30 protein-coding genes and 3 pseudogenes are annotated in these 25,285 nt (G+C 61.6%); 17 read left to right on the forward strand and 16 right to left on the reverse strand.

Features of this window, described 5'->3' with window-relative positions:
* Window position 1: 1 nt before the first annotated feature.
* Complete coding sequence (locus V8Z78_RS19360) at window positions 2-253, reverse strand: recombinase family protein (RefSeq protein WP_072209121.1); 252 nt, start codon at window positions 251-253, stop codon at window positions 2-4.
* A gap of 196 nt (window positions 254-449) precedes the next feature.
* Between V8Z78_RS19360 and V8Z78_RS19365 the strand changes: the two genes are divergently transcribed.
* The 15 genes and pseudogenes from V8Z78_RS19365 to V8Z78_RS19435 all read left to right on the forward strand — a co-directional run.
* A complete protein-coding gene (locus V8Z78_RS19365) occupies window positions 450-827 on the forward strand; it encodes an ArsR/SmtB family transcription factor (RefSeq protein ID WP_041755225.1) in 378 nt (125 codons plus the stop codon).
* Complete coding sequence (locus V8Z78_RS19370; protein ID WP_011911479.1) at window positions 824-1,303, forward strand: arsenate reductase ArsC; 480 nt, start codon at window positions 824-826, stop codon at window positions 1,301-1,303. Before V8Z78_RS19365 ends, V8Z78_RS19370 begins: the two co-directional genes overlap by 4 nt.
* A 24-nt stretch (window positions 1,304-1,327) precedes the next feature.
* Window positions 1,328-1,765, forward strand: coding sequence for a protein-tyrosine phosphatase family protein (locus V8Z78_RS19375; protein WP_011911478.1), 438 nt, complete (start codon window positions 1,328-1,330; stop codon window positions 1,763-1,765).
* Between the two features lie 17 nt (window positions 1,766-1,782).
* Window positions 1,783-2,142, forward strand: coding sequence for an arsenite efflux transporter metallochaperone ArsD (gene arsD, locus V8Z78_RS19380; protein ID WP_011911477.1), 360 nt, complete (start codon window positions 1,783-1,785; stop codon window positions 2,140-2,142).
* A 15-nt stretch (window positions 2,143-2,157) separates the two neighbouring features.
* Complete coding sequence (gene arsA, locus V8Z78_RS19385) at window positions 2,158-3,930, forward strand: arsenical pump-driving ATPase (protein WP_011911476.1); 1,773 nt, start codon at window positions 2,158-2,160, stop codon at window positions 3,928-3,930.
* Window position 3,931: 1 nt separating this feature from the next.
* On the forward strand, window positions 3,932-4,435 hold the full coding sequence (locus V8Z78_RS19390; protein ID WP_011911475.1) for an arsenate reductase ArsC: 504 nt from the start codon (window positions 3,932-3,934) through the stop codon (window positions 4,433-4,435).
* 62 nt (window positions 4,436-4,497) lie between these two features.
* On the forward strand, window positions 4,498-5,517 hold the full coding sequence (arsB, locus tag V8Z78_RS19395) for an ACR3 family arsenite efflux transporter (RefSeq protein WP_349731920.1): 1,020 nt from the start codon (window positions 4,498-4,500) through the stop codon (window positions 5,515-5,517).
* Between the two features lie 2 nt (window positions 5,518-5,519).
* A complete protein-coding gene (locus tag V8Z78_RS19400) occupies window positions 5,520-6,086 on the forward strand; it encodes a sigma-70 family RNA polymerase sigma factor (protein WP_011911473.1) in 567 nt (188 codons plus the stop codon).
* A gap of 84 nt (window positions 6,087-6,170) precedes the next feature.
* Window positions 6,171-7,208 (forward strand): permease, encoded by a 1,038-nt coding sequence (locus V8Z78_RS19405; RefSeq protein ID WP_011911472.1) that lies wholly within the window; start codon window positions 6,171-6,173, stop codon window positions 7,206-7,208.
* 10 nt (window positions 7,209-7,218) lie between these two features.
* Window positions 7,219-7,455: a thioredoxin family protein gene (locus V8Z78_RS19410; protein ID WP_011911471.1), complete on the forward strand. Its 237-nt coding sequence runs from the start codon at window positions 7,219-7,221 to the stop codon at window positions 7,453-7,455.
* An 11-nt stretch (window positions 7,456-7,466) separates the two neighbouring features.
* Complete coding sequence (locus tag V8Z78_RS19415; RefSeq protein WP_349731921.1) at window positions 7,467-7,856, forward strand: rhodanese-like domain-containing protein; 390 nt, start codon at window positions 7,467-7,469, stop codon at window positions 7,854-7,856.
* Between the two features lie 104 nt (window positions 7,857-7,960).
* Window positions 7,961-8,380, forward strand: coding sequence for an OsmC family protein (locus V8Z78_RS19420; RefSeq protein WP_011911469.1), 420 nt, complete (start codon window positions 7,961-7,963; stop codon window positions 8,378-8,380).
* A 10-nt stretch (window positions 8,381-8,390) separates the two neighbouring features.
* A complete protein-coding gene (locus V8Z78_RS19425) occupies window positions 8,391-8,639 on the forward strand; it encodes a DUF2789 domain-containing protein (protein ID WP_011911468.1) in 249 nt (82 codons plus the stop codon).
* Window positions 8,640-9,554 carry a cation diffusion facilitator family transporter gene (locus V8Z78_RS19430; protein WP_011911467.1) on the forward strand — a complete coding sequence of 305 codons (915 nt, stop codon included), beginning with the start codon at window positions 8,640-8,642 and terminating at the stop codon, window positions 9,552-9,554.
* 167 nt (window positions 9,555-9,721) lie between these two features.
* Window positions 9,722-9,976 (forward strand): annotated as a pseudogene (locus V8Z78_RS19435) (arsenic resistance protein); the annotation flags it as partial.
* 33 nt (window positions 9,977-10,009) lie between these two features.
* Here the strand turns inward: V8Z78_RS19435 and V8Z78_RS19440 are convergent.
* From V8Z78_RS19440 to V8Z78_RS19485, 10 genes and pseudogenes are all read right to left on the reverse strand, one after another.
* Window positions 10,010-10,624, reverse strand: a complete 615-nt coding sequence (locus tag V8Z78_RS19440) for a recombinase family protein (RefSeq protein ID WP_011911466.1) — start codon at window positions 10,622-10,624, stop codon at window positions 10,010-10,012.
* 60 nt (window positions 10,625-10,684) lie between these two features.
* Window positions 10,685-11,902, reverse strand: a complete 1,218-nt coding sequence (locus tag V8Z78_RS19445; RefSeq protein ID WP_349731922.1) for a TniQ family protein — start codon at window positions 11,900-11,902, stop codon at window positions 10,685-10,687.
* A complete protein-coding gene (locus V8Z78_RS19450) occupies window positions 11,899-12,807 on the reverse strand; it encodes a TniB family NTP-binding protein (RefSeq protein ID WP_013741668.1) in 909 nt (302 codons plus the stop codon). The genes V8Z78_RS19445 and V8Z78_RS19450 overlap by 4 nt, the downstream gene beginning before the upstream one ends.
* A gap of 2 nt (window positions 12,808-12,809) precedes the next feature.
* Window positions 12,810-14,528 (reverse strand): annotated as a pseudogene (locus tag V8Z78_RS19455) (transposase).
* Window positions 14,529-14,651: 123 nt separating this feature from the next.
* Complete coding sequence (locus tag V8Z78_RS19460) at window positions 14,652-16,139, reverse strand: efflux transporter outer membrane subunit (protein WP_003056103.1); 1,488 nt, start codon at window positions 16,137-16,139, stop codon at window positions 14,652-14,654.
* Window positions 16,126-16,599, reverse strand: coding sequence for a cytochrome c (locus tag V8Z78_RS19465; RefSeq protein ID WP_003056106.1), 474 nt, complete (start codon window positions 16,597-16,599; stop codon window positions 16,126-16,128). Before V8Z78_RS19465 ends, V8Z78_RS19460 begins: the two co-directional genes overlap by 14 nt.
* 28 nt (window positions 16,600-16,627) lie before the next feature.
* Window positions 16,628-17,338 (reverse strand): ABC transporter ATP-binding protein, encoded by a 711-nt coding sequence (locus V8Z78_RS19470; protein ID WP_003056107.1) that lies wholly within the window; start codon window positions 17,336-17,338, stop codon window positions 16,628-16,630.
* Window position 17,339: 1 nt separating this feature from the next.
* Complete coding sequence (locus V8Z78_RS19475; RefSeq protein WP_003056108.1) at window positions 17,340-18,545, reverse strand: ABC transporter permease; 1,206 nt, start codon at window positions 18,543-18,545, stop codon at window positions 17,340-17,342.
* Window positions 18,542-19,693 (reverse strand): efflux RND transporter periplasmic adaptor subunit, encoded by a 1,152-nt coding sequence (locus V8Z78_RS19480; protein ID WP_003056109.1) that lies wholly within the window; start codon window positions 19,691-19,693, stop codon window positions 18,542-18,544. The genes V8Z78_RS19475 and V8Z78_RS19480 overlap by 4 nt, the downstream gene beginning before the upstream one ends.
* Complete coding sequence (locus V8Z78_RS19485; RefSeq protein WP_004393990.1) at window positions 19,690-20,298, reverse strand: TetR/AcrR family transcriptional regulator; 609 nt, start codon at window positions 20,296-20,298, stop codon at window positions 19,690-19,692. Before V8Z78_RS19485 ends, V8Z78_RS19480 begins: the two co-directional genes overlap by 4 nt.
* 160 nt (window positions 20,299-20,458) lie before the next feature.
* On the opposite strand from V8Z78_RS19485, the gene V8Z78_RS19490 reads away from it, so the two are divergent.
* On the forward strand, window positions 20,459-20,950 hold the full coding sequence (locus V8Z78_RS19490; protein WP_076841736.1) for an SCO family protein: 492 nt from the start codon (window positions 20,459-20,461) through the stop codon (window positions 20,948-20,950).
* A gap of 26 nt (window positions 20,951-20,976) precedes the next feature.
* Window positions 20,977-21,456: a copper chaperone PCu(A)C gene (locus tag V8Z78_RS19495; protein WP_003056114.1), complete on the forward strand. Its 480-nt coding sequence runs from the start codon at window positions 20,977-20,979 to the stop codon at window positions 21,454-21,456.
* A gap of 116 nt (window positions 21,457-21,572) precedes the next feature.
* Here the strand turns inward: V8Z78_RS19495 and V8Z78_RS19500 are convergent, their stop codons facing one another.
* From V8Z78_RS19500 to V8Z78_RS19520, 5 genes and pseudogenes are all read right to left on the reverse strand, one after another.
* Complete coding sequence (locus V8Z78_RS19500) at window positions 21,573-21,848, reverse strand: DUF2274 domain-containing protein (protein ID WP_003056116.1); 276 nt, start codon at window positions 21,846-21,848, stop codon at window positions 21,573-21,575.
* Entirely contained in the window at window positions 21,845-23,113 is a 1,269-nt protein-coding gene (locus V8Z78_RS19505; RefSeq protein ID WP_003056119.1) for a TraB/TrbI/VirB10 family type IV secretion system protein, read from the reverse strand. The genes V8Z78_RS19500 and V8Z78_RS19505 overlap by 4 nt, the downstream gene beginning before the upstream one ends.
* A 2-nt stretch (window positions 23,114-23,115) precedes the next feature.
* Complete coding sequence (gene trbG, locus V8Z78_RS19510) at window positions 23,116-24,117, reverse strand: P-type conjugative transfer protein TrbG (RefSeq protein WP_003056120.1); 1,002 nt, start codon at window positions 24,115-24,117, stop codon at window positions 23,116-23,118.
* Window positions 24,114-24,818 (reverse strand): conjugal transfer protein TrbF, encoded by a 705-nt coding sequence (trbF, locus tag V8Z78_RS19515; protein ID WP_003056121.1) that lies wholly within the window; start codon window positions 24,816-24,818, stop codon window positions 24,114-24,116. The genes trbG and trbF overlap by 4 nt, the downstream gene beginning before the upstream one ends.
* An 18-nt stretch (window positions 24,819-24,836) precedes the next feature.
* Window positions 24,837-25,285 (reverse strand): annotated as a pseudogene (locus tag V8Z78_RS19520) (P-type conjugative transfer protein TrbL); the annotation flags it as partial.

Here is a 25,285-nt window from a genome sequence, read left to right on the forward strand (position 1 = left end):
GTCAGTCTTCCCGCAGGTACTGGTACAAGGTTTCGCGGCTGATGCCGAAGTCACGGGCCACCAAGGTTTTTTGGTCGCCTGCCGCAACTCGCCGTTTCAACTCGGCAATTTGTTCGCTGTTCAGCGATTTCTTTCGTCCCCGGTAGGCACCGCGCTGCTTGGCCAGCACGATTCCCTCGCGCTGACGTTCGCGGATCAGGGCGCGCTCGAACTCAGCAAAGGCTCCCATGACCGACAGCATCAGATTGGCCATCGGTGTCATTTTCAGAAGACGATTGCACGGAATGTCAGGAGTTGGTTGCACTTGAGGTGCCGACCCGCTTGTGCCCCTACTCCGCAGTCGATCCCCACATAGAGCCTATTGATGCTATCGCCGCCTTTTCGTCGGTTTGACGGATCGGCATCAAGACTTGATTTCATTATTTCAACTATTGTTGTATAGTTGGACCATGGAAAAGAACACAGCCACCACGATCTTTGAATCGCTGTCATCCGGCCTTCGGCTGGATGTGTACCGGCTTCTGGTGCGCAGGGGCACAGAAGGCATGGTCGCGGGCGAGATCGCTTCAACACTCGATGTCCCGCCGACCAACCTGTCCTTCCACCTCAAGGCATTGACACAGGCCGGGATGCTCACTGTCGAGCAGGAAGGGCGGTTCCAGCGTTACCGGGCCAACATCCCACTGATGCTGGACTTGATCGCCTACCTGACGGAAGAGTGCTGCTCAGGCCACCCGGAGCAGTGCGCGGACATGCGCGCTGTCTCCAAGTGCTCTGACGCTGTGTTGCCGCCGCTTTCTTCAACTCAAAAGACTCCCGAACGATGAACGTCCTGTTTCTTTGCACCGGCAATTCGTGCCGCTCGATCCTTGGTGAAGCCACCTTCAATCACCTTGCTCCGGCAGGGTGGAAGGCCATGAGCGCAGGCAGCCAGCCCACTGGCCAAGTCCACCCGCGCTCGCTGGCCCTGCTGGCACGCGAAGGCATCTCGACAGAGGGCTACCACAGCAAATCGTGGGACAACCTGCCCACTACCCCTGACATCGTGATCACGGTCTGCTCCAGCGCTGCGGGCGAAACCTGCCCGGCCTACTTGGGGCCAGTTCTGCGTACCCATTGGGGCGTCGAAGACCCAGCCCACGCCACCGGCACCGATGAGGAAATCGACGCGGCCTTCGTGACGGCCTACCGCATTCTGCGAGCGCGCATCGAGGCTTTCCTCGCGTTGCCGCTGGATGACTTGCAGCAAGACAAGGCCAAGCTCAAGGCAGAGCTTGACCGCATCGGCACGTTGCTGGCCTGAAACCGAGAGAGGGGCCAGCTACCGATGCAAAAGCAATATCACGAGCTGATCGCGGGCCGCATCTACTTCGGCGGAGCCAGCGACATTCAACAAATCGCCGATGTGGAACACATCGACGTGGTGGTGGACCTGCGCGAAGAGTCCACAGGCTGCGCGGCATCCAACCCCGCCCTGATTTGGCAGCAAATCCCGCTCGGCGACAACGCCGAGCAGCCACAAGCGCCATTGTTCCAAGACGCCATACAAGCGGTCGTGTCGGCCTACCGCGATGGCAAAAAAGTGGCTTTCCATTGCGGCGGCGGCAAGGGCCGGACTGGCACCGTGGCCGCAGGCGTCCTGCTGGAGCTTGGCTTGTGCAGCACGCTCGAAGAAGCAGCGGCGACGGCTAAGACGATTCGCCCCGTCGTCAACATCAAGCCCGACCAGCGCGCGGCACTTGAGTCCCTGTATCCCAACGCATGACTTTGGAAGGAATAATCATGGCAACCATTCAGATTTTTGACCCCGCTCTGTGTTGCAGCACAGGCGTCTGTGGCGTTGAAGTTGACCAGGCACTCGTGAGCTTCGCCGCCGATGTGGACTGGGCCAAACAAAACGGCGCGCAGGTTGAACGATTCAATCTGGCGCAGCAACCGCTCGCCTTCGCAGAAAACTCGACTGTCAAAGCGTTCTTGGAGCGCTCGGGGCAAGATGCACTTCCTCTGATTCTGGTCGATGGCGAAGTGGCCTTGGCCGGTCGCTATCCCAACCGTACCGAGTTGGCCCGCTGGACAGGCATCGCAGCCGTGAGCGCGCCGCAATCCCAAGGTGCTTGCTGCTCCGGCAGCCGCTGCTGCTGAACGGAGGAATTGCCCATGCACTTCCTCAATCAGCCTCCGCGCTACCTTTTTTTCACAGGCAAGGGTGGGGTCGGCAAGACCTCCATCGCCTGTGCTACGGCGGTACAACTCGCATCAGAAGGCAAGCGCGTCCTGCTTGTCAGCACTGACCCTGCATCGAACGTAGGGCAAGTGTTTGGGGAAAGCATCGGCAATCACATCACGGCGATCCCCGCCGTGCCCAACCTCTGGGCACTCGAAATTGACCCGCAGGCAGCAGCACAGGCCTATCGAGATCGCATCGTCGGCCCAGTACGGGGCGTCCTACCTGAGACGGTTGTCAACGGGATCGAGGAACAGCTTTCAGGCGCTTGTACCACCGAGATCGCGGCCTTTGATGAGTTCACGGCCCTGCTGATCGACTCGACCTTGACCGCAGACTACGAACACATCATCTTCGACACGGCACCCACAGGCCACACGATCCGCCTGCTCCAACTGCCCGGTGCGTGGAGCGGCTTCCTCGAAGAAGGCAAAGGTGATGCGTCCTGCCTCGGGCCTCTGGCCGGGCTGGAAAAGCAGCGTACCCAGTACAAGGCCGCCGTTGACGCCTTGGCCGATCCGCAGCGCACCCGCTTGGTTCTGGTCGCCCGCGCTCAACGCGCCACCCTTCGGGAGGTGGCTCGCACACACGAAGAGCTGGCCGCCATCGGGCTGTCTCAACAGTACCTCGTTGTCAATGGCGTTCTTCCAGCCAGGGAAGCCGCGCACGATGAGCTGGCTGCCGCGATCCATCAACGCGAGCAAACAGCCCTTACGGCCATGCCAGACGTGCTCAAGGCGCTGCCTCGGGATCAGATTGACCTGAAACCGTTCAACCTGGTCGGACTCGACGCCTTGCGTCACTTGCTGGTGGCCACCACCAGCGGGAGCGCCACAAGCTCCATCGAACTGCCTGCCCAGCTCGACGCACCCAGCCTATCCTCCTTGGTTGATGAGATTGCTGTAGATGGGCATGGCTTGGTCATGCTCATGGGCAAGGGTGGTGTCGGCAAAACCACCTTGGCGGCCGCCGTCGCCGTGGAGCTGGCTCACCGAGGATTGCCCGTCCATCTGACAACCTCCGATCCGGCCGCTCATCTGTCAGAGACGCTGGAAGGCTCTCTGTCTAGCCTGACCGTCAGCCGCATTGATCCTCACGAGGAAACGGAGCGCTATCGCAAGCACGTACTGGATACCAAGGGTGCCCAGCTCGATGCCGAAGGGCGCGCACTACTGGAAGAGGACTTGCGCTCCCCCTGCACCGAGGAGATCGCGGTCTTTCAGGCCTTCTCTCGCATCATTCGGGAGGCTGGCAAGAAGTTCGTGGTGATGGATACCGCGCCCACCGGGCACACGCTGCTGCTGCTGGATGCCACGGGCGCGTATCACCGGGAAGTGACCCGGCAGATGGGCAACACGGGCATGCACTACACGACACCGATGATGCAGTTGCAAGACCCGAAGCAAACCAAGGTTCTCATCGCCACGCTGGCCGAAACCACCCCTGTTTTGGAAGCCGCCAACCTGCAATCCGATCTGCGCCGAGCTGGCATCGAGCCATGGGCATGGATCGTCAACAACAGCGTCGCGGCCACGCGCCCGGACTCTTTGCTGCTGCGTCAGCGCGCGCAGAACGAGCTTCGAGAGATCGACTCGGTGGCGACACATCATGCCAAGCGTTTTGCGGTCGTGCCGCTCTTGAAGCACGAGCCAGTCGGCGTGGATCGGCTGCGTGACTTGGCAAACCCCATCACCGAGGAAGCCTGACATGGAAAACAAAATCTACAACGTGCTGTTCATCTGCACCGGGAACTCTGCCCGCAGCATCAAGGCGGAAGTCATCATGAACCACCTTGGGCGGGAGCGCTTCAAGGCGTACAGCGCGGGAAGCCATCCTCGCGGTGAGGTTCATCCGATGACCTTGGAAGTGCTGTCGGAGCAGTGCTACGACTTGGGCGGCCTGCGCAGCAAGAGCTGGACGGAGTTCGCCGAGCCGGATGCCCCGCAGATGGACTTCATCATGACCGTGTGCGATCAGGCAGCGGGCGAAGCCTGCCCGGCGTGGCCCGGCCAACCCATCACAGCGCACTGGGGATTTGCCGACCCCACCAAGATCGAAGGCGACCGGGAAAAGCAGCTCAAGGCGTTCTCAAACGCGCAGTTCCAGATCGCCAATCGCATCCGGCTTTTCATGAGCCTGCCTATCGAAAAAATCGACCGCATGTCGCTGCAAACCAAGCTCCGCGAGCTGGGGCAGCAGCGTGACGCTTAACAGGGGGAAATGCTTTGCCAGCTCAATGTGAAGCAACACTGAAAAAATCGGCAGGTCTGCCGATGAGCGTCTTTGAGCGCTATCTGACCGTCTGGGTGTTCCTCTGCATCGTCATTGGCATTGCCCTCGGACAATTTTTCCCGGCAGCGTTCCAGTCCATCGGCCGCATGGAGATCGCGCAGGTGAATCTCCCGGTGGGCCTGCTGATCTGGGTGATGATCATCCCGATGCTGGTCAAGGTGGACTTCGGCGCACTTCACGAAGTGCGCCAACACGTCCGGGGGATTGGGGTCACGCTGTTCGTCAACTGGCTGGTCAAGCCGTTCTCGATGGCATTCCTCGGATGGTTCTTCATTCGCAACCTGTTTGCGCCCATGCTCCCCGCTGACCAGCTCGACAGCTACATCGCTGGGCTGATCCTACTTGCCGCTGCACCATGCACGGCAATGGTGTTCGTGTGGAGCAGGCTGACCAATGGCGATCCACTGTTCACGTTGTCGCAAGTCGCTCTGAACGACAGCATCATGGTGATAGCCTTTGCGCCTCTGGTTGGCATCCTGCTGGGCATCTCGGCCATCACAGTGCCTTGGGACACGTTGATCACATCCGTCGTGCTGTACATCGTGATTCCCGTCATCTTGGCCCAGCTCTTGCGCAAGCAGCTTTTGGCCAAAGGCCCGGATGCCTTCGAGGCCACGATGGCGAAAATCGGCCCGTGGTCGATCACGGCCCTGTTGGCGACCCTCGTCTTGCTTTTCGCCTTTCAAGGCGAGGCCATTCTGAAACAGCCGTTGGTCATCGCACTGCTGGCTGTGCCCATCTTGATTCAGGTGTTCTTCAACTCGGCCTTGGCCTACTGGCTAAACCGCTTGGTCGGCGAGAAACACAACGTCGCTTGCCCTTCGGCCTTGATTGGCGCATCCAACTTCTTCGAGCTGGCCGTCGCGGCAGCAATCAGCCTGTTCGGGTTCCACTCAGGTGCGGCTCTGGCGACCGTGGTCGGCGTGCTGATTGAGGTGCCGGTGATGCTGTTGGTGGTGCGCGTGGTGAACGCCTCCAAACCCTGGTACGAGGCCCGATAGTAATGGCAGGCAGCAACACTTCTTTTGAGTGCGTCTTACGTGCCTGGGAGGCACACGAACGGGAGTTGCTTGCCTTTTTGATTCTTCGTGCCCGGGACCGCAATGCCGCCGAAGACCTCCTGCAAGAGGTCTTCCTCAAAGCCATGCGTCAAGGCAAAGGCTTTTGTTCATTGGAAAACCCAAGGGCATGGCTGTTCCAGGTGGCTCGCAATGCTGTGGTCGATGCGACCCGCTTGGCCAAGCCCAACGCCGAGTTAACGGATGAGTTGGCCGAATCGCTCGTCGCCTCCCCAACCTCAGAGCGGGTGCCGGTCGACGAACTCGATGCATGCGTGGAACGCAACCTTCCTGCGCTGGAAGCGGAAGATCGACACATCATTGCGGCCTGTGACCTTCAAGGGCAGACTGTACGCGCATACGCTGAGGCCAATCAGCTCACCTTGGCCGCTGCGAAGTCACGCCTACTGCGAGCCAGAAAGCGGCTCCGGGACAGTCTGATCGTGAACTGTCAGGTCAGATTCGACGACACTGGGCAGGTGTGCTGCCACACACCACGCCCTTCAGCCTGAATCCTTTTTTCGATTCATTCGTCTTCTCTGGAGATCGTTCAGCATAAGCCGACGTCTCGCTGAACAACGCAACGGAGAAGATCGATGACTACCCTCGCCATGCGCTGGACCCAGCGCAACCCAACAGCGTTCCTTGTTGTGGCAGCCCTGCTTTGGTGGGGGTTGTACCAATCGCTGATCCCCGCCTCGGAGGCGCTGGTCGCTGCGCTGCCGGTTGCGCGTGACAGCCATTTGGGCGGCGCGCTGCAGTTTTTCTTCTACGACACGCCCAAGGTCTTGCTGCTGCTGACCGGTGTGGTGTTCGTCATGGGCATGGTCAACAGCTACTTCACGCCGGAACGCACAAGGGCGCTGCTGGTCGGCCGAAGCGAAGGGGTGGCCAACATGATGGCGGCCAGCCTGGGCATCGTAACGCCGTTCTGCTCCTGCTCGGCGGTGCCGCTGTTCATCGGCTTCGTGCAGGCGGGTGTGCCGCTGGGCGTAACGTTTTCGTTCCTGATCTCCGCGCCCATGGTTAACGAGGTAGCGCTGACGCTGCTGTTCAGCCTGTTTGGCTGGAAGATCGCCGCGCTGTACCTTGGTCTGGGTCTGTCGGTAGCTGTCGTCGCGGGCTGGATCATTGGGCGTCTCAAAATGGAGGCGCACCTGGAAGACTGGGTGCGCGACATGCCCAAAATGTCGGCTGGATTTGAAGCCGCTGAGACGACCTTGGCCGACCGGGTGCAGGCGGGTTTTGCCTCAGTGCGCGACATCGTGGGCAAGGTCTGGCCCTACATCTTGGCCGGTATCGCCATCGGCGCTGGCATCCACGGTTGGGTGCCAGAGGATTTCATGGCCAGTTTCATGGGTAAGGATGCCTGGTGGTCAGTGCCGCTGGCGGTTCTGATCGGTGTGCCCATGTACACCAATGCAGCGGGTGTCATTCCCATCGTGCAGGCCCTGCTGGCAAAAGGCGCGGCGCTGGGCACAGTGCTGGCTTTCATGATGAGCGTGATCGCGTTGTCGCTGCCCGAGATGGTCATCTTGCGCAAGGTTTTGAAAGTCAGGCTGATCGCCACTTTCATTGGTGTGGTTGCGACCGGCATCATGATCGTGGGGTTTGTCTTCAACTGGGTTTTGTGAGGAGATTGAGATGAAAGAGATCAAAGTTCTCGGCACTGGCTGTGCCAACTGTAAGAGCACCATTGCGCTAATCGACCAGGTGGCGAAAGCCAAGGGTGTTGAGGTCAAGTTGGAGAAGGTGGAAGAGCTGCGCGACATTATGGGCTACGGCGTCATGTCGACACCGGGCGTCGTGATCGACGGCAAGGTGGTGCACGCTGGTGGCGTGCCCGGCCGCGAAAAGATCGAACAATGGCTAACAGCTTGAAGGAGCGCAAGATGATTGACCATCAGACGCTGGGAGAAGCCAAGCAGGTCTGTCCAACCACCACTCAGCGCTTGGTGAGAGAAGGTGCCTTGTTGGTAGACGTGCGCGAGCGAACTGAAGTGGCAAGTCTCGCCTTCGATGTACCCGCCATCGTGAACATTCCACTGTTCGAGATGGAACAGCGCTGGGGCGAACTGCCCAAGGATCGCGAGCTCGTGCTGGTCTGCGAGAGTGGCGAGCGCAGCCTCAAGGCCACGTACTACCTGCAGTTCCAGGGTTTCACTCGCGTGAGCAACATGGAGGGGGGGGCTGCTCAAGTGGATGCGCAAGGGCTTCGCGGTCATCGGCCAGCGTTACGAGGCACCTGCAGCTACGGCCACTTCTTCGTGCTGTGGCGGTGAGGCTGCCGAGCCAGTATCTGCGGCCAGCACCTTCTGTGGCAGCACGGCACCGGCAGCCTCGTCGACGGGTTGCTGCGCTCCATCGCCTACCAAGGAGTAGTTGAATGAGCGACACCCCGGTCAAGATGCGTTTTCATGTCGAATCACGCCGAATCGATGCCCATCGCAGCGAGTCCACCTGCAAATTGGCGAGCATCACACTCGACACCGACATGGGAGGCAATCCCCATGCCTTCAACCCTGCCGAGCTGCTGCTGGCCGCGCTGTCGGCCTGCATGATCAAGGGCATCGAGCGCGTGGTACCCATCCTCAAGTTTGAGTTGCGCGGTGTGCAGGTGATCGTGGACGGCGTGCGCCAGGATGTGCCACCCAAAATGGAGAGCATCCGATACGAAATCGTTGTGGACACCGATGAATCCGATCGACGTATTGACCTGTTGCACGACAACGTGAAGAAGTACGGAACGGTGTTTAACACGGTGACACCGGGCACCGACCTCGCGGGTGTCATGCGTCGGGCGTAAGGAGTTGAGCATGGAGTTTGCCATTCACCGTTTTCATGATCTGTTCGTCCAGTTGGGACTTCCCAACCAGCCGCATGAAATTCACCAATTCCTGGCGGAGCACAGGCCAGTGGCTCCGGACATCGAGCTACCCAATGCGCCGTTTTGGACGCCCGCACAGGCCAGCTTTTTGCGCGAAGCGCTGGAGCAGGACTCGAACTGGTCTGAACTAGCAGATCAATTGAGTGAGGCATTGCGAAGCCCAGAAGGGGTTCGCTGAATGAGCGCCGAACACGACCATAGCCACACGCCCGCCAGTTTCGACAAGGCCTTTGCTGTCGGCATTGCGCTGAATCTGTCCTTTGTCGGAATCGAAGCATTCTATGGCTGGAAGATCGACTCGTTGGCCTTGCTGGCGGACGCCGGTCACAATCTGAGCGATGTGGCAGGTTTGGTACTCGCGTGGGGTGGCGCGCTGGCTGGCAAACTGCAGGCAAATCTGCGTCACACTTACGGCTGGAAGAAGGGCAGCATCCTCGCGGCATTTGCCAATGCATTGCTCCTACTTGTGGCTATGGGTGCGCTCGGCTGGGAAGCGGTCGGACGCCTTATGTCACCGGAAGAGGCGAATGGTCATGAAGGAGCGACGATCATGGCGGTTGCAGGTGTAGGCATCCTCATCAATGCCGCAACAGCCCTGCTGTTCATGCGCGGTCGCGATACCGACCTGAACATCCGGGGGGCTTTCCTGCACATGGCGGCTGATGCGCTGGTATCTGCCGGAGTGGTGGTGGCTGGAGCACTCACACTGTGGATGGGATGGCCCTGGCTGGACCCCGTGGTCAGTCTGCTCATCGCGGCCATTATCGTCTGGGGTACCTGGGGCCTGTTCAAGCAGTCTTTACACCTACTTTTTGATGGGGTGCCCGACGATATCGATGCGCAGGCTGTGCACGACTACCTGGCAGGATTGCCGGGTGTACAGTTTGTTCACGACCTACACATTTGGGGGCTGGACACAAAACAGGCGGCAATGACGGCACACTTGGTGATGCCCGATGGGTCAGCAGATGACGCATTTTTTCAAAACATCGCGGAGACATTGCACGAACGCTTCGGCATCACACACTCCACAGTTCAAGTGGTTCGGCAACCTTACTCTCTTACTTGTGCGTCTTGGGGAAAGGCGCTTTGACGACCGTCTGTTCTAGGCGACCTTGACGGTTTAAGATCGTAGAGCAGTCGGCGAAATCAGCGAAATAATCTCCCGCATTACTCTGCGGCCAACCGGTACACCCGCAGTGGCGCACCGCCGGCGCGTTTGCTCCGCTGGACTGTGATCTTGGGCGGCGTGCTGCCCAACAGGTGCTCTTCAACTCGGCCTTGGCCTACTGGCTAAACCGCCTGGTTGGCGAAAAGCACAACGTCGCCTGCCCTTCGGCCTTGATTGGTGCATCCAATTTCTTCGAGCTGGCCGTCGCCGCTGCGATCAGCCTGTTCGGATTCCACTCCGGCGCAGCACTGGCCACTGTAGTCGGGGTGCTGATCGAGGTGCCGGTGATGCTGCTGGTGGTGCGTGTAGCAAATGCATCCCAATCCTGGTATGAGGCCAGGTAGGGGTGTCTCAAAAAACGGGTTTGCCAAATTTCCTTAGGCACGATTGAGCAGCTTCGCTCCATCGGGGCGTAGCTCGCCCTTTGGCGATATGTGCCGGTACAGGGTCTGCCGTGTAATGTCGAGTTCCTGGCACAGGTCGCTGACCTTGGTTTCGGGCTGCCCCATTGCGGCCATCGCCAGGCGTAGTTTGGCGGCGGTCATCTTGAACGGGCGGCCACCTTTTCGGCCACGCGCCCGCGCCGATGCCAGACCGGCAATCGTGCGCTCGGCGATCAACTCGCGCTCGAACTCGGCCAGCGCGGCGAAGATGCCAAAGACCAGCTTGCCGGCGGCAGTCGTGGTATCGATCGCCGCGCCGTGGCCGGTCAGCACCTTGAGTCCGATGCCGCGACCGGTCAGGTCGTGCACGGCATTGATCAGGTGGCGCAGATCGCGCCCAAGGCGGTCGAGTTTCCAGACGACCAGAGTGTCGCCCGGTCGGAGCGCCTTCAGGCAGGCCGCCAAGCCGGGCCGGTCCTCGCGTTTGCCAGACGCCTGGTCTTCATAAAGATGCGCCGGATCGACGCCGGCGGCGACCAGCGCATCGCGCTGCAAGTCAGTCGCTTGGGAACCGTCCGCCTTCGATACCCGCATGTAGCCGATCAGCATGTCACACCTGTCACATATACGTTCGATTATGTGACAGTGTGCGCCGGAAAGCTCAGGCCGTCAAAATTTGTCACTTAACCGGTCATTTTGTCTAAGACATGCAAAGGGTCCGTCAGGCTCATAATGTGACAGAAATTCCGGGGGGATGCCTTCCTTCGCGAAGGTGGCGCGCAACTGTTCCAAGGAAGCGGGGTCGCGCCGACCATAGGAAGCCAACGCGAACAGCGAGCGTGCCGTCTCGGGGTTGTGTCGTGCTTCAATGATGGCCTCATCAATGGCCTGGATTGCACGCTGCCAGTGATCGACGGGTTCGGGCTTCGGCGCTTTCGCCGGCAGGCCACTGGTGAACCCGGTTTGGGGCTCGGACCAGAATAGCTTTGCGTGCTCGCCTGGCGGGCTTATATCCCTCACCTCAATCAAGCTGATTGCCGTTGCCGCCGCCTCCAGCATCTGCAACCGTACTGCCGGGTTCAGGGTTTCATACGGTCGCCACAGACTTTGCCCAGCACGCAGCGGATGCCCGCAGCATTCCCAGATTTGGCGGAGATACCCCGCGTAGGTGCCGCACGTCGAAAGCGGGGTGTTCAGCTCATCGAGCAGCGTGCGTAGCAGCCTAAACCACAATCCGGCGTGGATGCGTCGGCGCGGCAACTCCACGTGGCCGGTCGTCAGTGCCTGCCAGGTACGCTGGTCCATCGCCGCAATCGCGTCGCTGGCAGTGCGCGGTTCGGCGTCGGCGTTCTCCCAGCCGAGAAACCGCCCTGGCACGCCCCAATAGGATTCCAGCCAGCAGCCATGCAGTGGGCAGCTCAGCATCAGGGGCAGCTTCCACGCGAGCAGTACGGCTTGGTTCTCCGGATCGTTCAGGCAGAGCGGACAGGCGCGGTGTATCGGTTGGGTGGGCAGCCAGGCACGCCAGCTCGTGATGGATCGCGTCTTACGGCGGAGTCTCGGCAGCAGTACCGAGAGCTGGAACGCATAGGTTTCCAATGCGGCTGGAATCTGATCATCAAGGCTGTCCAGTAGCCAAGGCACCCAGCCGGCGAAACTCATGCAGCGCAGCCGATCCAGCTCGATACCGCTCCGCTGGGAGAGCATCGCCAGCAGCGCCAGTGGTGGCGCGGTGTCCAGGTCATCAACCTGGCCGTGACCAAGATCGTGCTCCAGCAGCTCGGACACTTCCATGTGATAGCAAAGGGCCACGCGGTTGAGCCACGAAGACAGGGCTTCGGCTTCCCTGGGTGCCGGATGCAGTGGCCAGCGTGGCGCTGGCTTCACATCAGTTCCCGCTCGAATTGCCGCCGCCGCTCGCTGGGACCGGTGTAATCGGCCATGCTGAGCGTGCGGTGGTTGATCGCTTCCTCACCACTCTCCACGGCGGCCACGGCCGCCGCCATCAATAGGTGCGCCAGCTCGCCAATAGTGCCCTCGCTGCGCGTGAGCAGGTAGCGAGCCATGTCCAGCGTGGCAATCGACGAAGGTCGCCGCAGCGGGAGCGAAGCCGCGAAGCTGGCCAGCAGTGAACAGCAATCGTCGTTGGCCTCCCACACCGGCAGCATCATCGGCTCGAAGCGATTTTCCAACTGGTCATCCGAGCGGATGGCCAGGTAGGCGTCGCGTGTGCCCACACCGACCAGCGGGATGCGCAATTCGTTGCCGAGGAAGCGCAGCAGGTTGAGGAATTCCCGGCGGTTGACGCTGTTGCCGGCCAGGACGTTGTGCAGCTCGTCGATCACCAGCAAACGCACACCGAGCTTGCGCAGCAGTGTCAGCGCCAGTTGCTCTATTTCCGGCAGCCGTGGGCGCGGTCGCAATGGTGCTCCCATCGCCGCGAGCAGCGCGACGTAGAAGCGGATCACCGATGGCTCGGACGGCATCTGCACGACCAATACCGGGATGTGCTCCTGGTCGGCGTCGGAGCTGGCCGGGTGGGCGCGGCGGAACTTCTCGACGATCATCGACTTGCCGTTGTTGGTTGGACCGACCAACAGCAGGTTGGGCATGCGTTGTTTGTTTGGCCACGTATACAGGGCTTCCAGCCGGTTCAACGCCTCGACTGCTCGCGGATAGCCGATCCAGCGGTCGGCGCGAAGGCGATGGATGCGCTCGTCCGCCGGGAGACGGGCCAAGCCCTGGGCCGCCGGCAGCAGGTGGGACAGGTCGATGATGGGATATTCGTCCACGGCTACCACTCCTCAATCTGGTCGAACGGTTTGGCAGGTGGCTGGTTGTCCGCCTGCGGGTCTGCCATGTCCGTGTCCGCTGGTGGCGTGGTTTTGACAGGTTGTTCCGTTGACTTGAGATGCTGGCGTCGATCCGCGTCGCGCCGCGCCTTGCGCGTGGCTTTCTGCGCAGTGGTCACGATTTCGCGCATCTGCCCGATCATGCGGAACAGCGCCGACTCATCCACCTGTTCGCGCCCTTGCTGCCGCAATTTCGCCAGCGCCTGCCGTTGTTCCCAGAGGGTGACAGCCGGGTGCGACAAGGTACGGTATGGAATTTCCAGATAGTGCTGCCCCTCCGGCTCCAGCACCCAAATGCGGCTGATGTCGCGTGGGTCGCGCCGGATCAGGAACGCAGGCAGGCGGTCGCGCCGAGCTATCCACGGCTTGAGCGCATCGGCGTAGTAGTGGATGTGGTCGATGACGAAGCCAGTGCGGGTCAGGGTGCGGCGGAGGACGGGCAGGAAATCGACCAGAAAAGCCGTGGTGCGAGTGATGACGGTTGGAACGCCGGTACGCGCGACAGCTTCGGCCCAGCGTGCGGCCGGCGGTTGGAGCAGGCCGTTGTGCACGGAGCCGTGATAGGTGCCAACCGCCAATGCGAGCCAGCGTTCCAGCTCGCGCAGTGTCAGGGCGGCCATCTTCTCGGAGGCGTATTCCCCGCGCTAGTCAGGGTTGGAGAAGGTCGTCCCCGGCAATTCGTCGTGGATCATTTGCATCGCCGTGCCGATGATCCGTTCCACGATGCCGCCATAGTGCGGCTGCCCGAGAGGCCGATAGTCCAACCGGATGCCATGCTGCTCGCAGCCACGGCGTAGCGCCTCGCTCTTGAATTCGGCCGCGTTGTCCAGGTAGAGCAGCGCGGGCTTGCCGCTCATCGGCCAGTCCATTTCCACGTCCAACCTTTCCAACCAAGGGCGCTTGTCGCAACCGGCGTGTGCGAGGCACAGGCCGACCGAGACGGCAGATGGCGCTTCTAACGTGACCACCATGCCAACCACGCAGCGGGTGAACACGTCGATGGCGAGGGTCAGGTACGGACGGCCAATCGGTTGCCGGTCGCGCTCGTCCACCACGATCAGGTCGATGACTGTGTGGTCGATCTGTACCTGCTCCAGCGGTGCGGAGACTGGCGGAGGAACACCGCCAACACCTTGCAGGATGCGGGACGCATCCTGGCCTTCCCGAAGTCGAGTGGTCTTGAGTGGATCAAGGCTGGCGATCCGCAACGCGACCGTGTTGCGCGCCGGCATCCGCAGCTTTTGCAGCTTGCACACCCGCGCAACTTCACGGTGGAACGCCGCCAAGCTGCGCTTCTGCTTGGTCAGGAAGCGCTTTTGCAGTAGCTCGCGGATGATTCGTTCGACCGACTCCGGCAAGCGGCCTTTACCTTTGCCACCGCTCGACTGTCCAAGAGCCAAATCAGTGACCAGCCCCGAACCTTGCCGGGCACGGCGGATCAGGACGTAGACCTGCCGCCGGGACAGACCCAGCGCCTGGGCTGCTGCGTCGGCCGCTTCATGCCCGACCGTCTCCGACTGCGCCAACGGCCCAATGATCTCCGCGCGGCAGCGAGCACGCTCCCATGCCTGTTCTGACAGGGTGGCTACGCCGCGCTCGGCAATCGGTACGGTATCGGTCGCCATGCTCGCCTCGCTTTGGTGCACACGAGTATTGAGCATAGACGAGTTTCGTGCAGAGGAGTCCTGATATCGGGCTGTCAGGAGCCGTATGCACAGCAGGCTTCATGTCTCGTTGATTGGTGCAGTCGTCTTCTGAAAATGACATCAGGTTAGGGCATAGCCTTAACTGACACCACCTCCCAGGGCCTGATATAAAGCAACACTATCGACTAGGCGTTGTGCCTGGGCCGCAACCATATTGATCCGGATTGACTGTGCCTGTTGCTGCGCGATGAGCAGTTGCAGGTAGCTGGCCGCGCCCAGCCGGTATTGCCGCTCGACCGACTGCAAGGAGGCCTGTGCAGCCATATCAGCGGCAGCGAGGGCAGTCAAAGTTTGTGCATCGCTTTCCACCGCGCGCAGGGTGTCGGCGACGTTACGCAAAGACTCCAATACGACGCTCTGGTAATTGGCTGCGGCGGCATCAAAAGCGGCGAGCGCCGCTCTTTTTTCAGCGGGTAGCCCTGGATTAAAAAGAGGCTGGGTGAGCTGCGCAACCAGGCCCCACACTGCCGAGCCACCACCGAACAGGGTACCGGTGGTCAGCGCTTGAGAGCCAAGGTTGGCGCTCAGGTTGATCTGTGGGTAGAGCTTGGCGACAGCCACACCATAGTCTGCATTGGCCGCATGCAACAGCGCCTCTGACGCCTGGATATCCGGTCGGCGGCGCACCAGTTCTGAGGGCACGACGAGCGGCATCTCGACGGGCAGAGTGAAATCGGCCAGAGTGAAGGCCGGGATGCCACCCGTGCCTGGGGCACGACCGGCTAGCACCGCCAGTAGATGTTCGGTTTGTTGCAGTTGTTTACGCAGCGCAGGCAGTTCTGCCCGCGTTTGCTCCGCCTGAGCTTGTAGGCTCAACGCTTCATCAGGTGAGGCCTGACCGATACGCACGCGTTCATGGGCTAGGCGCAGTTGCTCATCCTGCACGCGCAAAATGGCAGTAGTGGCTTCTAGTTGCGCGGCGAGGCGTGCTCGGGTAATGGCAGCGGTTGCCATGTTGCCGGCAAGGGCCAGGCGCGCAGCATTCAGTTCGAAGCGACGGTAGTCGGCGCGAGCAGCCAAGGCTTCGAGTGCGCGCCGGTTGCCGCCAGCCAGATCGAGGTTGTAATGCACGCCAACGCTGGCGTTGTAGAGGCTGAATTGACGTGCGTCTCCGCTCAACCCTTGGCTACTGGGACTCATTTGCTGGCGCTGAGATCCCAGTGCGACATCTACCTGTGGATATTGCGTCGAGCCCGCCTGTGCGGCAAGAAGCTCCTGCGCCTGTCGCAAATTGGCGCTGATGCTCGCCAGCGTCGGGCTGACATGGAAAGCTTCGTTGATCAGTCCGTCGAGTGTGGATGAACCCAAGCTTTGCCACCATTGCGTTTCGATCGGAAGCCCTTCGACTAGACGTTGTGTTTCGCCGAACTGCGTGGGAGCGGACGCGGTTCTATCAGCCACCGGTGTTGCAGTGTAGCGAGCCACATCGGGTGCGGTGGGACGCTGAAAATCAGGGCCGGCGGCGCAACCGGCCAGACCGGCGGTGACCAGACCAGCTACCAGGTAAGTTGCCGCAAGCCGTCTTTCGAGGCTGATGGGGCGCTGGCATGTTTTAGCGTGCTCCATAAAAATGCTCCACGAAAGGTTTACGGAAAGCTTGGTGGCAGCCCAAGCAGCTTTCCTGCACGTGGGCGAATGATTGGATCACCGCCTTGCCGTCGCTGCTCGCAGCAGCCAGCTTCATGGCCAGCGCCGCCTCGTGAGTCTGCGCGTCAAAGTTTCTGAACTTGGTCGCATCAGCGCCGAGGTAAGCAAGGATGCGCATTTTTTCAGTAAGCGGTGGCTCGGGGTGTGCAGCAACTTTTGGGGCGAGCTGAACGACCTGAACCCATTCCTCCTGCGAAATCGCACCGGTAATAGCCTGCATGTTGCGCCCGAGTTCCTGCATGATCTTGCGTAGCGCCAGTGGCTCAACCTGGGTAGCGTCACCAGCCCAAGCTGGCAACTGAAAACCCCATAAAAGCAGGCAGGCCGTAACGGTCAGGGTGATAGTTCCAAATGCGTGGCTGTGTTTGCGGTGGGTCATGAAATTCTCCTGTAATTCAATCGTTCTCTCATTCGAACTCCCGCCCTTCGCCAGCTTCCTCATGGGTCACACCGTCGCGGATGTGGTAGATGCGCTTGAAAGTGGGGATGATCTTTTCGTCATGGGTGACGACGATGATGGCGGTCTCGAACTTCCGAGCCATGTCATTGAGGATGCGGATTACAGCCATGGCGCGCTCACTGTCTAGTGGAGCTGTGGGCTCATCAGCCAGGATCACCGGAGGGCGATTGACCAAACCTCGCGCAATGGCGACCCGTTGCTGCTCGCCACCGGAGAGTTGCGAGGGCATGGCGCGAGCCCGGTGTTGCACATCGAGCGCGGTGAGCAGTTCCAGTGCCTTCGCGCGCGACTCCCCATTCGCGACGCCTGCGAGCATCGGCAGTAGCGCCACGTTGTCGGTGACATCGAGAAACGGAATCAGGTATGGTGCCTGGAAAACGAAACCGATCTTGTCGCGCCGCAAGGCGCGCAAGTCGCGGACTTTCCAGCCATCGTCGTAGATCACTTCATCGCCCAGCGTCATGCGACCGGCGGTCGGATCAATCACCGCGCCCAGACATTTGAGCAGCGTGCTCTTGCCGGACCCGGAAGGGCCAATCAGGCCCACCACCTCGCCGGGTGCCACCTGCATGTCCACGCCTTTCAAGGCATTGACCGCGGTATCGCCCTCGCCATAACGTTTTCTCAAACCTTCGATGCGAATGCCTTTGCCACTCATCTCAACCTCCAATGGCTTCGGCCGGGTCGACCTTGAGTGCCATGCGAATGGCGACGATGCTGGCTAGAACGCAGATCACGAGCACGGCGAAAAAACCGGCGATGGAGTCGAACGGCATCAGCAGTACGTACTTGGGAAACAGGGGCGCTGAGAAAGTGGCTGTGATCTTGCCGACCACGAAACCAATCACGCCCAGGGCGAGCGCCTGCTGCATGATCATCGCGGCGATGGTTCGGTTGCGTGTGCCGATGAGCTTCAACACCGCGATCTCGCGGATTTTGTCCATCGTCAGCGAATAGATGATGAAGGCAACGATGGCCGCGCTAACGATGGCCAGAATCACCAAGAACATGCCGATCTGCTTGGCCGACGTGGCGATCAACTTGCCGACGAGGATGTCTTCCATCTGTGCCCGTGTGTAGACCGTCAAACGTTTCCAGCGCCGGATGGATTCGGCAACCTCGTCCGGCGCATGACCAGGTTTCAGAGTGACCAGCACTGCATTGACGAACGCGTTGGTGCTCTGTGAAGCAATCACGGCATCCAGCAAACCAGTAACACCGGGTCGATTGAAGGCCGGGTTGGCTTCGGTGCGACGCCGGCTTTGCCAAATGGCGTCGTTGTCCTTGAGGAACTGAGCCTCTTGGGCATCCTTGAGCGGAATGAATACCATCGGGTCGCCGCTGGACGACACCATGCGCCGTGTCAGCCCCACGACGGTGTAATGATTTCGGCGAATGGCAAGACGATCTCCCAGTTTGAAGCCGGTGGCGATGTCGGCCACCGCCTCGTAGTGACCGCGCGTGATCTGGCGTCCAGCGACGAGATAAGGAGGCCATCCGGGTGTAGCCCCCAACGCACCGGGCGCGATGCCGACCACCATGGTGCGTACATCACTCTCGCCCTTGCGTACCTGCATGGTCAGGTAGGTCACGTTCGCTGCCTGTGAGACTCCCGGCATGGCGAGAATGGCGCGATACACGTCATCGTTGAGGCTGGACGACTCCGCATAAGGACCCAGAGTATCCTTTTGCACCACCCAAAGGTCAGCGCCACTGTTGTCGAGCAACGCCTTGCCGTCGTCCACCATGCCTCGGTACACCCCAGCCATGACCAGGGTGACGCCGATCAGCAGACCCAGACCGATGCCGGTGAAGACGAATTTTCCCCAGGCATGGAGAATGTCGCGGCCGGCCAGGCTGATCATCGTGACACTCCTGGGATATGGTCGACCACATGGATGCGGCTGCGCGCCGTCAGTGCCTTTTCGCTATAGGTCACAACCTGGTCCCCATTCTTGAGCCCTTCGCGCACCTGCACGTAACCATTGAGGTCGGAAGTGCCGAGCTTGACCGGGGAGAAATGCAGATCACCATCCACGATTTGCCAGACACCAACTTTGTCGCCCTCACGCTGGACGGCAGCGTTGGGGATCAGTGGAGCGGCCGGGAGCGCCGGCAAGTCAACCGTGACTTCGGCCAGTTCACCCACCGGTGGCAAAGGTTCTGGTTTGTTATCGAATGTCACCTTGGCAAGCGTTTCCTCGGTTACCGCGTCGGCCTTGGGTTCCACCCGCAGCACGCGACCTTTCAAGGTCTGGCCACCACGCGAACGCAGGACGATAAGAGTCGGCAACCCCCCAGCCAGCCCCGATGCGCTGATCTGGTCGAAGCGCGCATTGATCCACAAACTCTTGGGGTCGATCACTTCCACCACGGCCTGGCCCGCGACGATGGTCGTGCCGGGATCGGCATCGCGCACGGCGACTACACCGTCGACCGGCGCGATCAGGCGCAGATTGCTCCGCTGCGCGACGAGTCCTTCGCGGTCGGAGCGTGCCCGGACAATATCTTCCCGAGCGGCAGATAAGGCGGCATCGGCGATCTGCAGTTCCTGCCGCTTGGTGGTGACGATTTCCTCGCTGGTCGAGCGCACCGCAAACAATTGCTCGTAGCGGCGCGCCTGGGTTTGCGCGTAGGCTTGCCGGGCTTCTGCCTCGCGCAAAGCCGCTTCCGCACGCTTGAATGCCGACTCCTGTGAGCGCACCCGATCATCGAGGTCGACCGGCTCCATCTCGCCGAGCACCTGTCCGGCCTTGACCTGGTCGCCTACATGCACCTCCAGGCGTTTGACGCGCCCGGCAAACGTCGGCCCGATCTTGTAGGTGTAGCGCGCCTCCACCGTGCCGATGCCGAACAGCGCCGGTGTGATAGCCCGTGATTCCACGCTTGCCACCGTCACCGCGACCGGGGCGAGCGGCCCTGATCGCAGACCGACATAAATAAAAAGCACCAGCAAAGGAATGATGACGGCAAGCAGCGCCAGGGTGCGGCCTTGCAAGGGTAACTTTTTCATTGCGCACTCCTTATGCCACGCCGATAAATTGCAAAGACGCGCGGCGCATCGCGGTGCATACGTCCCACATCACCCGCCAACAGCGATTGCATGACCAAGCCCTGGATCGTGCCAATGAACAGCGTTGCCGCCGCCTCGTTGTCAAGCGAGGGAGACAACTCGCCGCTGGCCTTGCCTTTCTCGATGAGACGATGCAAACGTTCGCCGTAGCGCTGAATCAAGGTTTGCACCATGCGCTTGGCCGGTGTCGATTCGGCACGCTGAAGCTCACCAAACATCATTCTTGGCACGCCTGGGTGCTCAGCTACGAATTCGATATGACTCATGAACATCGCCTCCATGGCTGCCAAGGGCGACTCGATTCCTTGTGCGGATCGATCGATTCTGGCTAATAGGCGCTCTGCTACCCACTCCATGACCGCCTGCCAAATGGCTTCCTTGTTCGGGAAGTGCCGAAACAGCGCACCCTGGGTCAAGTTCATGTGTTTAGCGATAGCTGCAGTGGTTATCTCGCTTGGGTTTTGTGAACCGGCAAGCGCCACGACGGACTCGACAGTTACGGCACGACGTTCATCGGCCGGCAGATGCTTTGGATGGGTGTCCACGAGCACTCCTTGTAAGATAGTAATTGATTACTATCTTACCACAAGAGGCAACTCAAACAAGAGAAAACCCGACGTACTCGTCAATATCTAGCGTCTGCAATGGGCTTAACGTGCTTTATTTTCCGTTTTCTGAGACGTCCCCACGTACAAAGGTGTCGATCTGACCGGTGCAACCTATGCCACGGACATCCGGCTCTCCGACCCGGATGGCAATGAGCGCACGCTGGCGGACTTCCGAGGCAAGGCCATCCTGGTCTTCTTCGGCTTCACTCAGTGCCCAGATGTCTGCCCGACGGCCCTGGCGCGGGCGGCCGAGGTCAAGCGGCTTCTCGGCCCCGACGGCGAGCGCTTCCAGACACTGTTCGTCACGGTCGATCCCGAGCGCGACACGCCCGAGGTGCTCAAAGCCTACACGGCTGCATTCGACCCCAGCTTTATCGGTCTGTACGGCGACCTGGAACGCACCGCACAGATCGCCAAGGACTTCAAGGTCTACTACAAGAAAATGCCGACGGGATCGTCCTACACCATGGACCACACATCGCTCAGCTACGTCTACGACCCGCTAGGAAAGCTGCGCTTGGCCCTGCGCCATGAGCAACCCGCCCAAGACTATGCGGACGACATCCGCAAGCTCTTGAACCCTGCCTGACCCTCTATCCCCTCAAGGAGAACACCATGAAACTCGTCATCCGCACAGCCATCGTCGCCGCCTCGCTGCTCGCGGCCACCGCCCAGGCGCAAGTCACCGTCAAAGATGCCTGGGTGCGCGCCACCGTACCGCAACAGAAAGCCACCGGCGCCTTCATGCAGTTGAAGGCAACCAAGAATAGCAAGCTGGTCTCGGCCAGCTCGCCGCTTACGCCCGCCGTCGAGGTCCACGAGATGGCCATGCAGGACAACGTGATGAAGATGCGCCAGGTGCCGGCCGTCGAGCTGCCCGCAGGCAAGACCGTGGAACTCAAGCCCGGCGGCTACCACGTGATGCTGATGGACCTGAAGCAGCAGGTGAAGGAAGGCGACACGGTGCCTCTGACCCTCGTCATCGAGGGCCCGGACGGCAAGCGCGAATCGGTCGAAGTGAAGGCTCCCGTGCGTGCGCTCAACGCCAGCGCCCAGCCGGCTGGCCACGATGCCCAGGGCGGCCACAAGCACTGAAGCACTTGGCGGGTGGGTGAATGGCGCACCTGTAGCACACCCCACCGCTTGCAGCCCTCGAAATTCGAAGCCGCGATGCCAACTCCCGCAACCTAGGTCACGCATAGCCAAAAAGCTCACGGCGTACGGCAACCGGAGATGGTTACTCCACCAGCGTTTTGCAATGCGTGTTTACTAGCGCTGTTTCTCTGAAACCCACGGTCTCCTTGCATGAAGGCCTCTAGCATGTGCGGGATCAGCGTCGTGGCATCGACCGCTTCGCCGTACACCTGCGCGTGCAGCGCGGCGTAACGGTCGAGGTCGGCTTTCAGGCTGACCGGGCACGCAAAGGCCAGCTTGACGCTCTCGACCTTGGGCAGCGGCCCAAGCCGCAACTTCCTGGTGGTGTTCATTTCGCAATTCCACGGTTGAAGAACATAGGCTGGTACGGCCGCAGCACAAAATCGCGGTTGACGATGATCCGCACCGGCAGGCCCGGCCGCTCGGTCAGCGTCGGCTGGATGTTCATGTTGCGCCGGGTCATCTCTTGGCCGACCTGGTTGATGCTGTCCTGCGCGCTATCGCGCCCAGCGATCACGATGCGGTTGCCATCCTGCCGGTTTTCCGGTGCGGCCAACTCGGCACCCACGCCCAGCAGGGTCGTCAGCGCCGCACCCGCGAAGACGCGATCCCAATGCCAATCGACGCCATCCTCCAGGCCGGAATAGCCGGCAGGGTCAGTGCCCGCCAGGTTGTCTAGCTTCAGCGAGGACGTGTCCGGCAGGATGACGCGGTTCCACACCACCTGTACGCGGCTCTGCCCGTAGCTCACCTGGCTGTTGTACTTGCCCAGGATGCGCGATCCCTGTGGGATCAGCAGGAACTTGCCAGTGGCCGTGTCATAGACCGGCTCCGTCACCGTGGCTATCACGTCGCCCGGCAGATCGGACTTGATGCCCGTCACCAGCGCGCCCGCGATCACCGTTCCCGCCATGACCTGATACGGCGAGGCCGGCATCTGGAGATTGCCGGAATTGCGGGTTTCCGTAGAACCGCCTTTCAGGAAAGCCTCTTTCTGGTCTTGCCGGTTCTGCACGGCTGTCGGGTCGGATGGCTGGGCCGCCGTCGAGGCCGGGCCAGCGGCCAGCGGGTCGAAGCCCGCCAAGGCGCTGCCGGGCGCAGCCGCAGCGGCTTGCGCCGTGACCGGCGCGGTGGCCTTGCCTTGGTTGCCCGAGCGGAAAAACACCGACGAGTTCGCCGCCGCATCGGCCTCCTTGCGCCACGCATCCGCCGGATCATGTCCCGGCGGTGCGTAGGCCGGCGTCACCGGCTGCTGCGACTTCACGATGGCTGGGCCGAGATCACCCGGCAGCGGCGGCCCCAGCTCGGGCACCTTCGGCGGCAGCTTCGAGTAGTCGGCCGGCAGACCATCCAGCCCCTCGGACTTCGAGACGCGATCGACGTTGTAAAGCTCGGTCTGCTCGCCCGTGCCGCGCCGGTGCGGCTGCAATGACCAGATCGTGGCCCCGAGCACGGCGACCGACAGGACGCCGACGAGGATGGCCAGCGTGCGCCGGTTCAGGCGCGTGACCGGGCGCGGCTGGGCGCGCAGCGCCACCGCCTCGGGCGCGACCTTGCCCGCCTGCGCCGCAAGATCAGGGGAATCGTCCTGGCTCATGGTCAGTTCCTCCGTGTGCCGTCCGTGCGCTCAATCCGCACCACGTCGCCTTTGTCCCCGCCCAGGCGCAGTTCGGCCGCGCCGAACAGGCGATCAACGATGTAGTACGGCGCACGGAATCGGTAGTTCACCAGTTGCCCGTCGCCTTGCGCGCCGATCACGAACAGCGGCGGCAGCTCGCCCTGGGCGATGCCGGGCGGGAACTGGATGTAGACCTTCTCGCCGTCATCGAAAGCACGCAGCGGCTTCCACGGCGGATTGCTGCCGCTGATGGCATAGCGGAAACGGATCTTCTCCAGCGACAGGCCGCTATCGACCGGGGCGGCGGCGCTGGCCGCCTGCGCCTGGCGCTGCAAGGCCAGCATCTTGTCCTTCGGGTACTCCCAGGACACCGACGCCATCCACGTCTTTTCGGTCGAAGTCAGCTCCAGCAGATACGTCCGGCGGCTGGTGGTGATGACCAGATTGGTCTTCAAGCCCGAGCGGATCGGCTTGACCATCACGTTGACGCGCAGAGCCTCACCGCTGCCGCTCGACGTGTCCCCGACGATCCAGCGCACCGTGTCGCCGGCCGCGACCGTCACCAGTTCCTCGCCGGGCTGCAGCGAAACCACCGTCACGCGGCCCACGGCCGCATAGAGCTGGTAAAGCGCGCCATCGGTAAAGGGCCAGACCTGGATCGCGTTGACGTAGCCTTCGCGCGTGGGCGCGACACGGGCCTCGGCATTGGCGCGCGAGACGCGCACTTTCTCATCCGCGGGTTCCGGCGCGGGCTTGGCCTCCTCGGTCTCTGGCAGTGGTTTCAACTGCGACGGCAGCGCGAGCGGCTGCGGCACCGTGACCACCTCCACCGGTTTTGGTGGCTCCGGCAGCGGCTGGGCCTGCACCGGCTCATCGAGCGAAATGGTCGGTGGCGGCTTGCCCTGAGTAGCGCAGCCAGAGAACAGCACGGTCGAAGCCAGAAGCATCACCGGCAAGGCGGATTTACGGAAAAGATCATTCATGGTTTTGCTCCTTCGTTAGCTTCCAGTTCGCGGCTCCACGACAGCCCGTTGACGTAGATGCCCAGGGGGTTCTTGCGCAGACGCTGCTCGGTGCGCGGGGTTTGCAGCACCGTGGAAATCACCGCGTTCCAGCGTTCGGTGCGATCCAGCGCGCCATTGACGAAGCGCGTTTCCGTCCAGCGCACGTTGAAAGACGTGTCGCTGGCGCGGGTCACGCTGGTGATCTGCACCGTCACCGACTCCTTGCCGATGCGCGCGAACGGGTCATTCGTGCGGGCGTACTCGTTGAGCACGACCGCGCCTTTGTCGGTCGTGTAGTCGTAGGCATCGAGCCAGTTCTGCCGCACCACGATGGGGTCGATGGACAGCGAGCGCACCAGGCCGATGAAGCGGCCCAGGTGGTAGGCAATCTGCGCATCGCTGGGCTTGTAGGGCGTGGCGGCCTCGCCGACAGCGCGCACCTGGCCCGCGTTGTCCACCTCAATGACGTAGGGCGTGACGATGGACTGCGCCGAGCGCCAGACTAGGCCGCCCGCCATCAGCACGGCCAGCGTGAGGCAGCCAAAGGCCATGAAACGCCAGTTTCTGGCCTGCACGCGGGCCGAGCCGATGCGCTCGTCCCAAACCTGGGCGGCGGATTGATACGGAGTAGCAGGCTGTGGCGTATCGGCGTAGCGCACCTGCGGTCGTTTGAATCGCATGGGAGTTCTCCTTGAAGATCAGGAATCGGAATCGCGCAGGCTCGGGCCTTGGCTGGAGCTGCCGCCATCGCCGCCGCGCAGCGTGTGGGCGGCGGTCGTCGCGGCATGGGTGAGCTGCTGCCTGCGATGCAGGCGCTTGGCCCAGGCGGGTTGCGCGGTGGATGGGGTTGGCTCGTTTGCAGCCTGTGCGGCACCGCCCCCTGACGCCGATCCGGCGTCATCGGGCCGGAAGGCGGCGGCGACACGCTCCTTCATCGAGCGCGCGCCCTCAGCCACCTTCTGCCCGGTCGCCTGCGCGCCGGTCTTGGCGACATTGCCGACACCAGCGGCAGCGCCCTTGAGGCCGCCGCCGGCGGATGCAGAACCCGCCTGAAACGCCGACCGCGCGCTGCTGGCGGCCCCAGTGGCGGCACGCGCTCCGCTACCGGCCAGCTTGGCGGCTGCGGGCGCCATGCGGGCCCCGGCGG

The organism is Comamonas sp. wu1-DMT, from assembly GCF_040187805.1.
GTDB classification, from domain to species: Bacteria; Pseudomonadota; Gammaproteobacteria; order Burkholderiales; family Burkholderiaceae_C; genus Comamonas; species Comamonas thiooxydans.

Excerpts from the sequence above, each read along its gene's own strand:
- V8Z78_RS19360 (WP_072209121.1), bottom strand. The coding sequence starts at position 253 with ATGGCCAATCTGATGCTGTCGGTCATGGGAGCCTTTGCTGAGTTCGAG.
- V8Z78_RS19365 (WP_041755225.1), top strand. The coding sequence starts at position 450 with ATGGAAAAGAACACAGCCACCACGATCTTTGAATCGCTGTCATCCGGC.
- V8Z78_RS19370 (WP_011911479.1), top strand. The coding sequence starts at position 824 with ATGAACGTCCTGTTTCTTTGCACCGGCAATTCGTGCCGCTCGATCCTT.
- V8Z78_RS19375 (WP_011911478.1), top strand. The coding sequence starts at position 1,328 with ATGCAAAAGCAATATCACGAGCTGATCGCGGGCCGCATCTACTTCGGC.
- arsD (WP_011911477.1), top strand. The coding sequence starts at position 1,783 with ATGGCAACCATTCAGATTTTTGACCCCGCTCTGTGTTGCAGCACAGGC.
- arsA (WP_011911476.1), top strand. The coding sequence starts at position 2,158 with ATGCACTTCCTCAATCAGCCTCCGCGCTACCTTTTTTTCACAGGCAAG.
- V8Z78_RS19390 (WP_011911475.1), top strand. The coding sequence starts at position 3,932 with ATGGAAAACAAAATCTACAACGTGCTGTTCATCTGCACCGGGAACTCT.
- arsB (WP_349731920.1), top strand. The coding sequence starts at position 4,498 with ATGAGCGTCTTTGAGCGCTATCTGACCGTCTGGGTGTTCCTCTGCATC.
- V8Z78_RS19400 (WP_011911473.1), top strand. The coding sequence starts at position 5,520 with ATGGCAGGCAGCAACACTTCTTTTGAGTGCGTCTTACGTGCCTGGGAG.
- V8Z78_RS19405 (WP_011911472.1), top strand. The coding sequence starts at position 6,171 with ATGACTACCCTCGCCATGCGCTGGACCCAGCGCAACCCAACAGCGTTC.
- V8Z78_RS19410 (WP_011911471.1), top strand. The coding sequence starts at position 7,219 with ATGAAAGAGATCAAAGTTCTCGGCACTGGCTGTGCCAACTGTAAGAGC.
- V8Z78_RS19415 (WP_349731921.1), top strand. The coding sequence starts at position 7,467 with ATGATTGACCATCAGACGCTGGGAGAAGCCAAGCAGGTCTGTCCAACC.
- V8Z78_RS19420 (WP_011911469.1), top strand. The coding sequence starts at position 7,961 with ATGAGCGACACCCCGGTCAAGATGCGTTTTCATGTCGAATCACGCCGA.
- V8Z78_RS19425 (WP_011911468.1), top strand. The coding sequence starts at position 8,391 with ATGGAGTTTGCCATTCACCGTTTTCATGATCTGTTCGTCCAGTTGGGA.
- V8Z78_RS19430 (WP_011911467.1), top strand. The coding sequence starts at position 8,640 with ATGAGCGCCGAACACGACCATAGCCACACGCCCGCCAGTTTCGACAAG.
- V8Z78_RS19440 (WP_011911466.1), bottom strand. The coding sequence starts at position 10,624 with ATGCTGATCGGCTACATGCGGGTATCGAAGGCGGACGGTTCCCAAGCG.
- V8Z78_RS19460 (WP_003056103.1), bottom strand. The coding sequence starts at position 16,139 with ATGGAGCACGCTAAAACATGCCAGCGCCCCATCAGCCTCGAAAGACGG.
- V8Z78_RS19465 (WP_003056106.1), bottom strand. The coding sequence starts at position 16,599 with ATGACCCACCGCAAACACAGCCACGCATTTGGAACTATCACCCTGACC.
- V8Z78_RS19470 (WP_003056107.1), bottom strand. The coding sequence starts at position 17,338 with ATGAGTGGCAAAGGCATTCGCATCGAAGGTTTGAGAAAACGTTATGGC.
- V8Z78_RS19475 (WP_003056108.1), bottom strand. The coding sequence starts at position 18,545 with ATGATCAGCCTGGCCGGCCGCGACATTCTCCATGCCTGGGGAAAATTC.
- V8Z78_RS19480 (WP_003056109.1), bottom strand. The coding sequence starts at position 19,693 with ATGAAAAAGTTACCCTTGCAAGGCCGCACCCTGGCGCTGCTTGCCGTC.
- V8Z78_RS19495 (WP_003056114.1), top strand. The coding sequence starts at position 20,977 with ATGAAACTCGTCATCCGCACAGCCATCGTCGCCGCCTCGCTGCTCGCG.
- V8Z78_RS19500 (WP_003056116.1), bottom strand. The coding sequence starts at position 21,848 with ATGAACACCACCAGGAAGTTGCGGCTTGGGCCGCTGCCCAAGGTCGAG.
- V8Z78_RS19505 (WP_003056119.1), bottom strand. The coding sequence starts at position 23,113 with ATGAGCCAGGACGATTCCCCTGATCTTGCGGCGCAGGCGGGCAAGGTC.
- trbG (WP_003056120.1), bottom strand. The coding sequence starts at position 24,117 with ATGAATGATCTTTTCCGTAAATCCGCCTTGCCGGTGATGCTTCTGGCT.
- trbF (WP_003056121.1), bottom strand. The coding sequence starts at position 24,818 with ATGCGATTCAAACGACCGCAGGTGCGCTACGCCGATACGCCACAGCCT.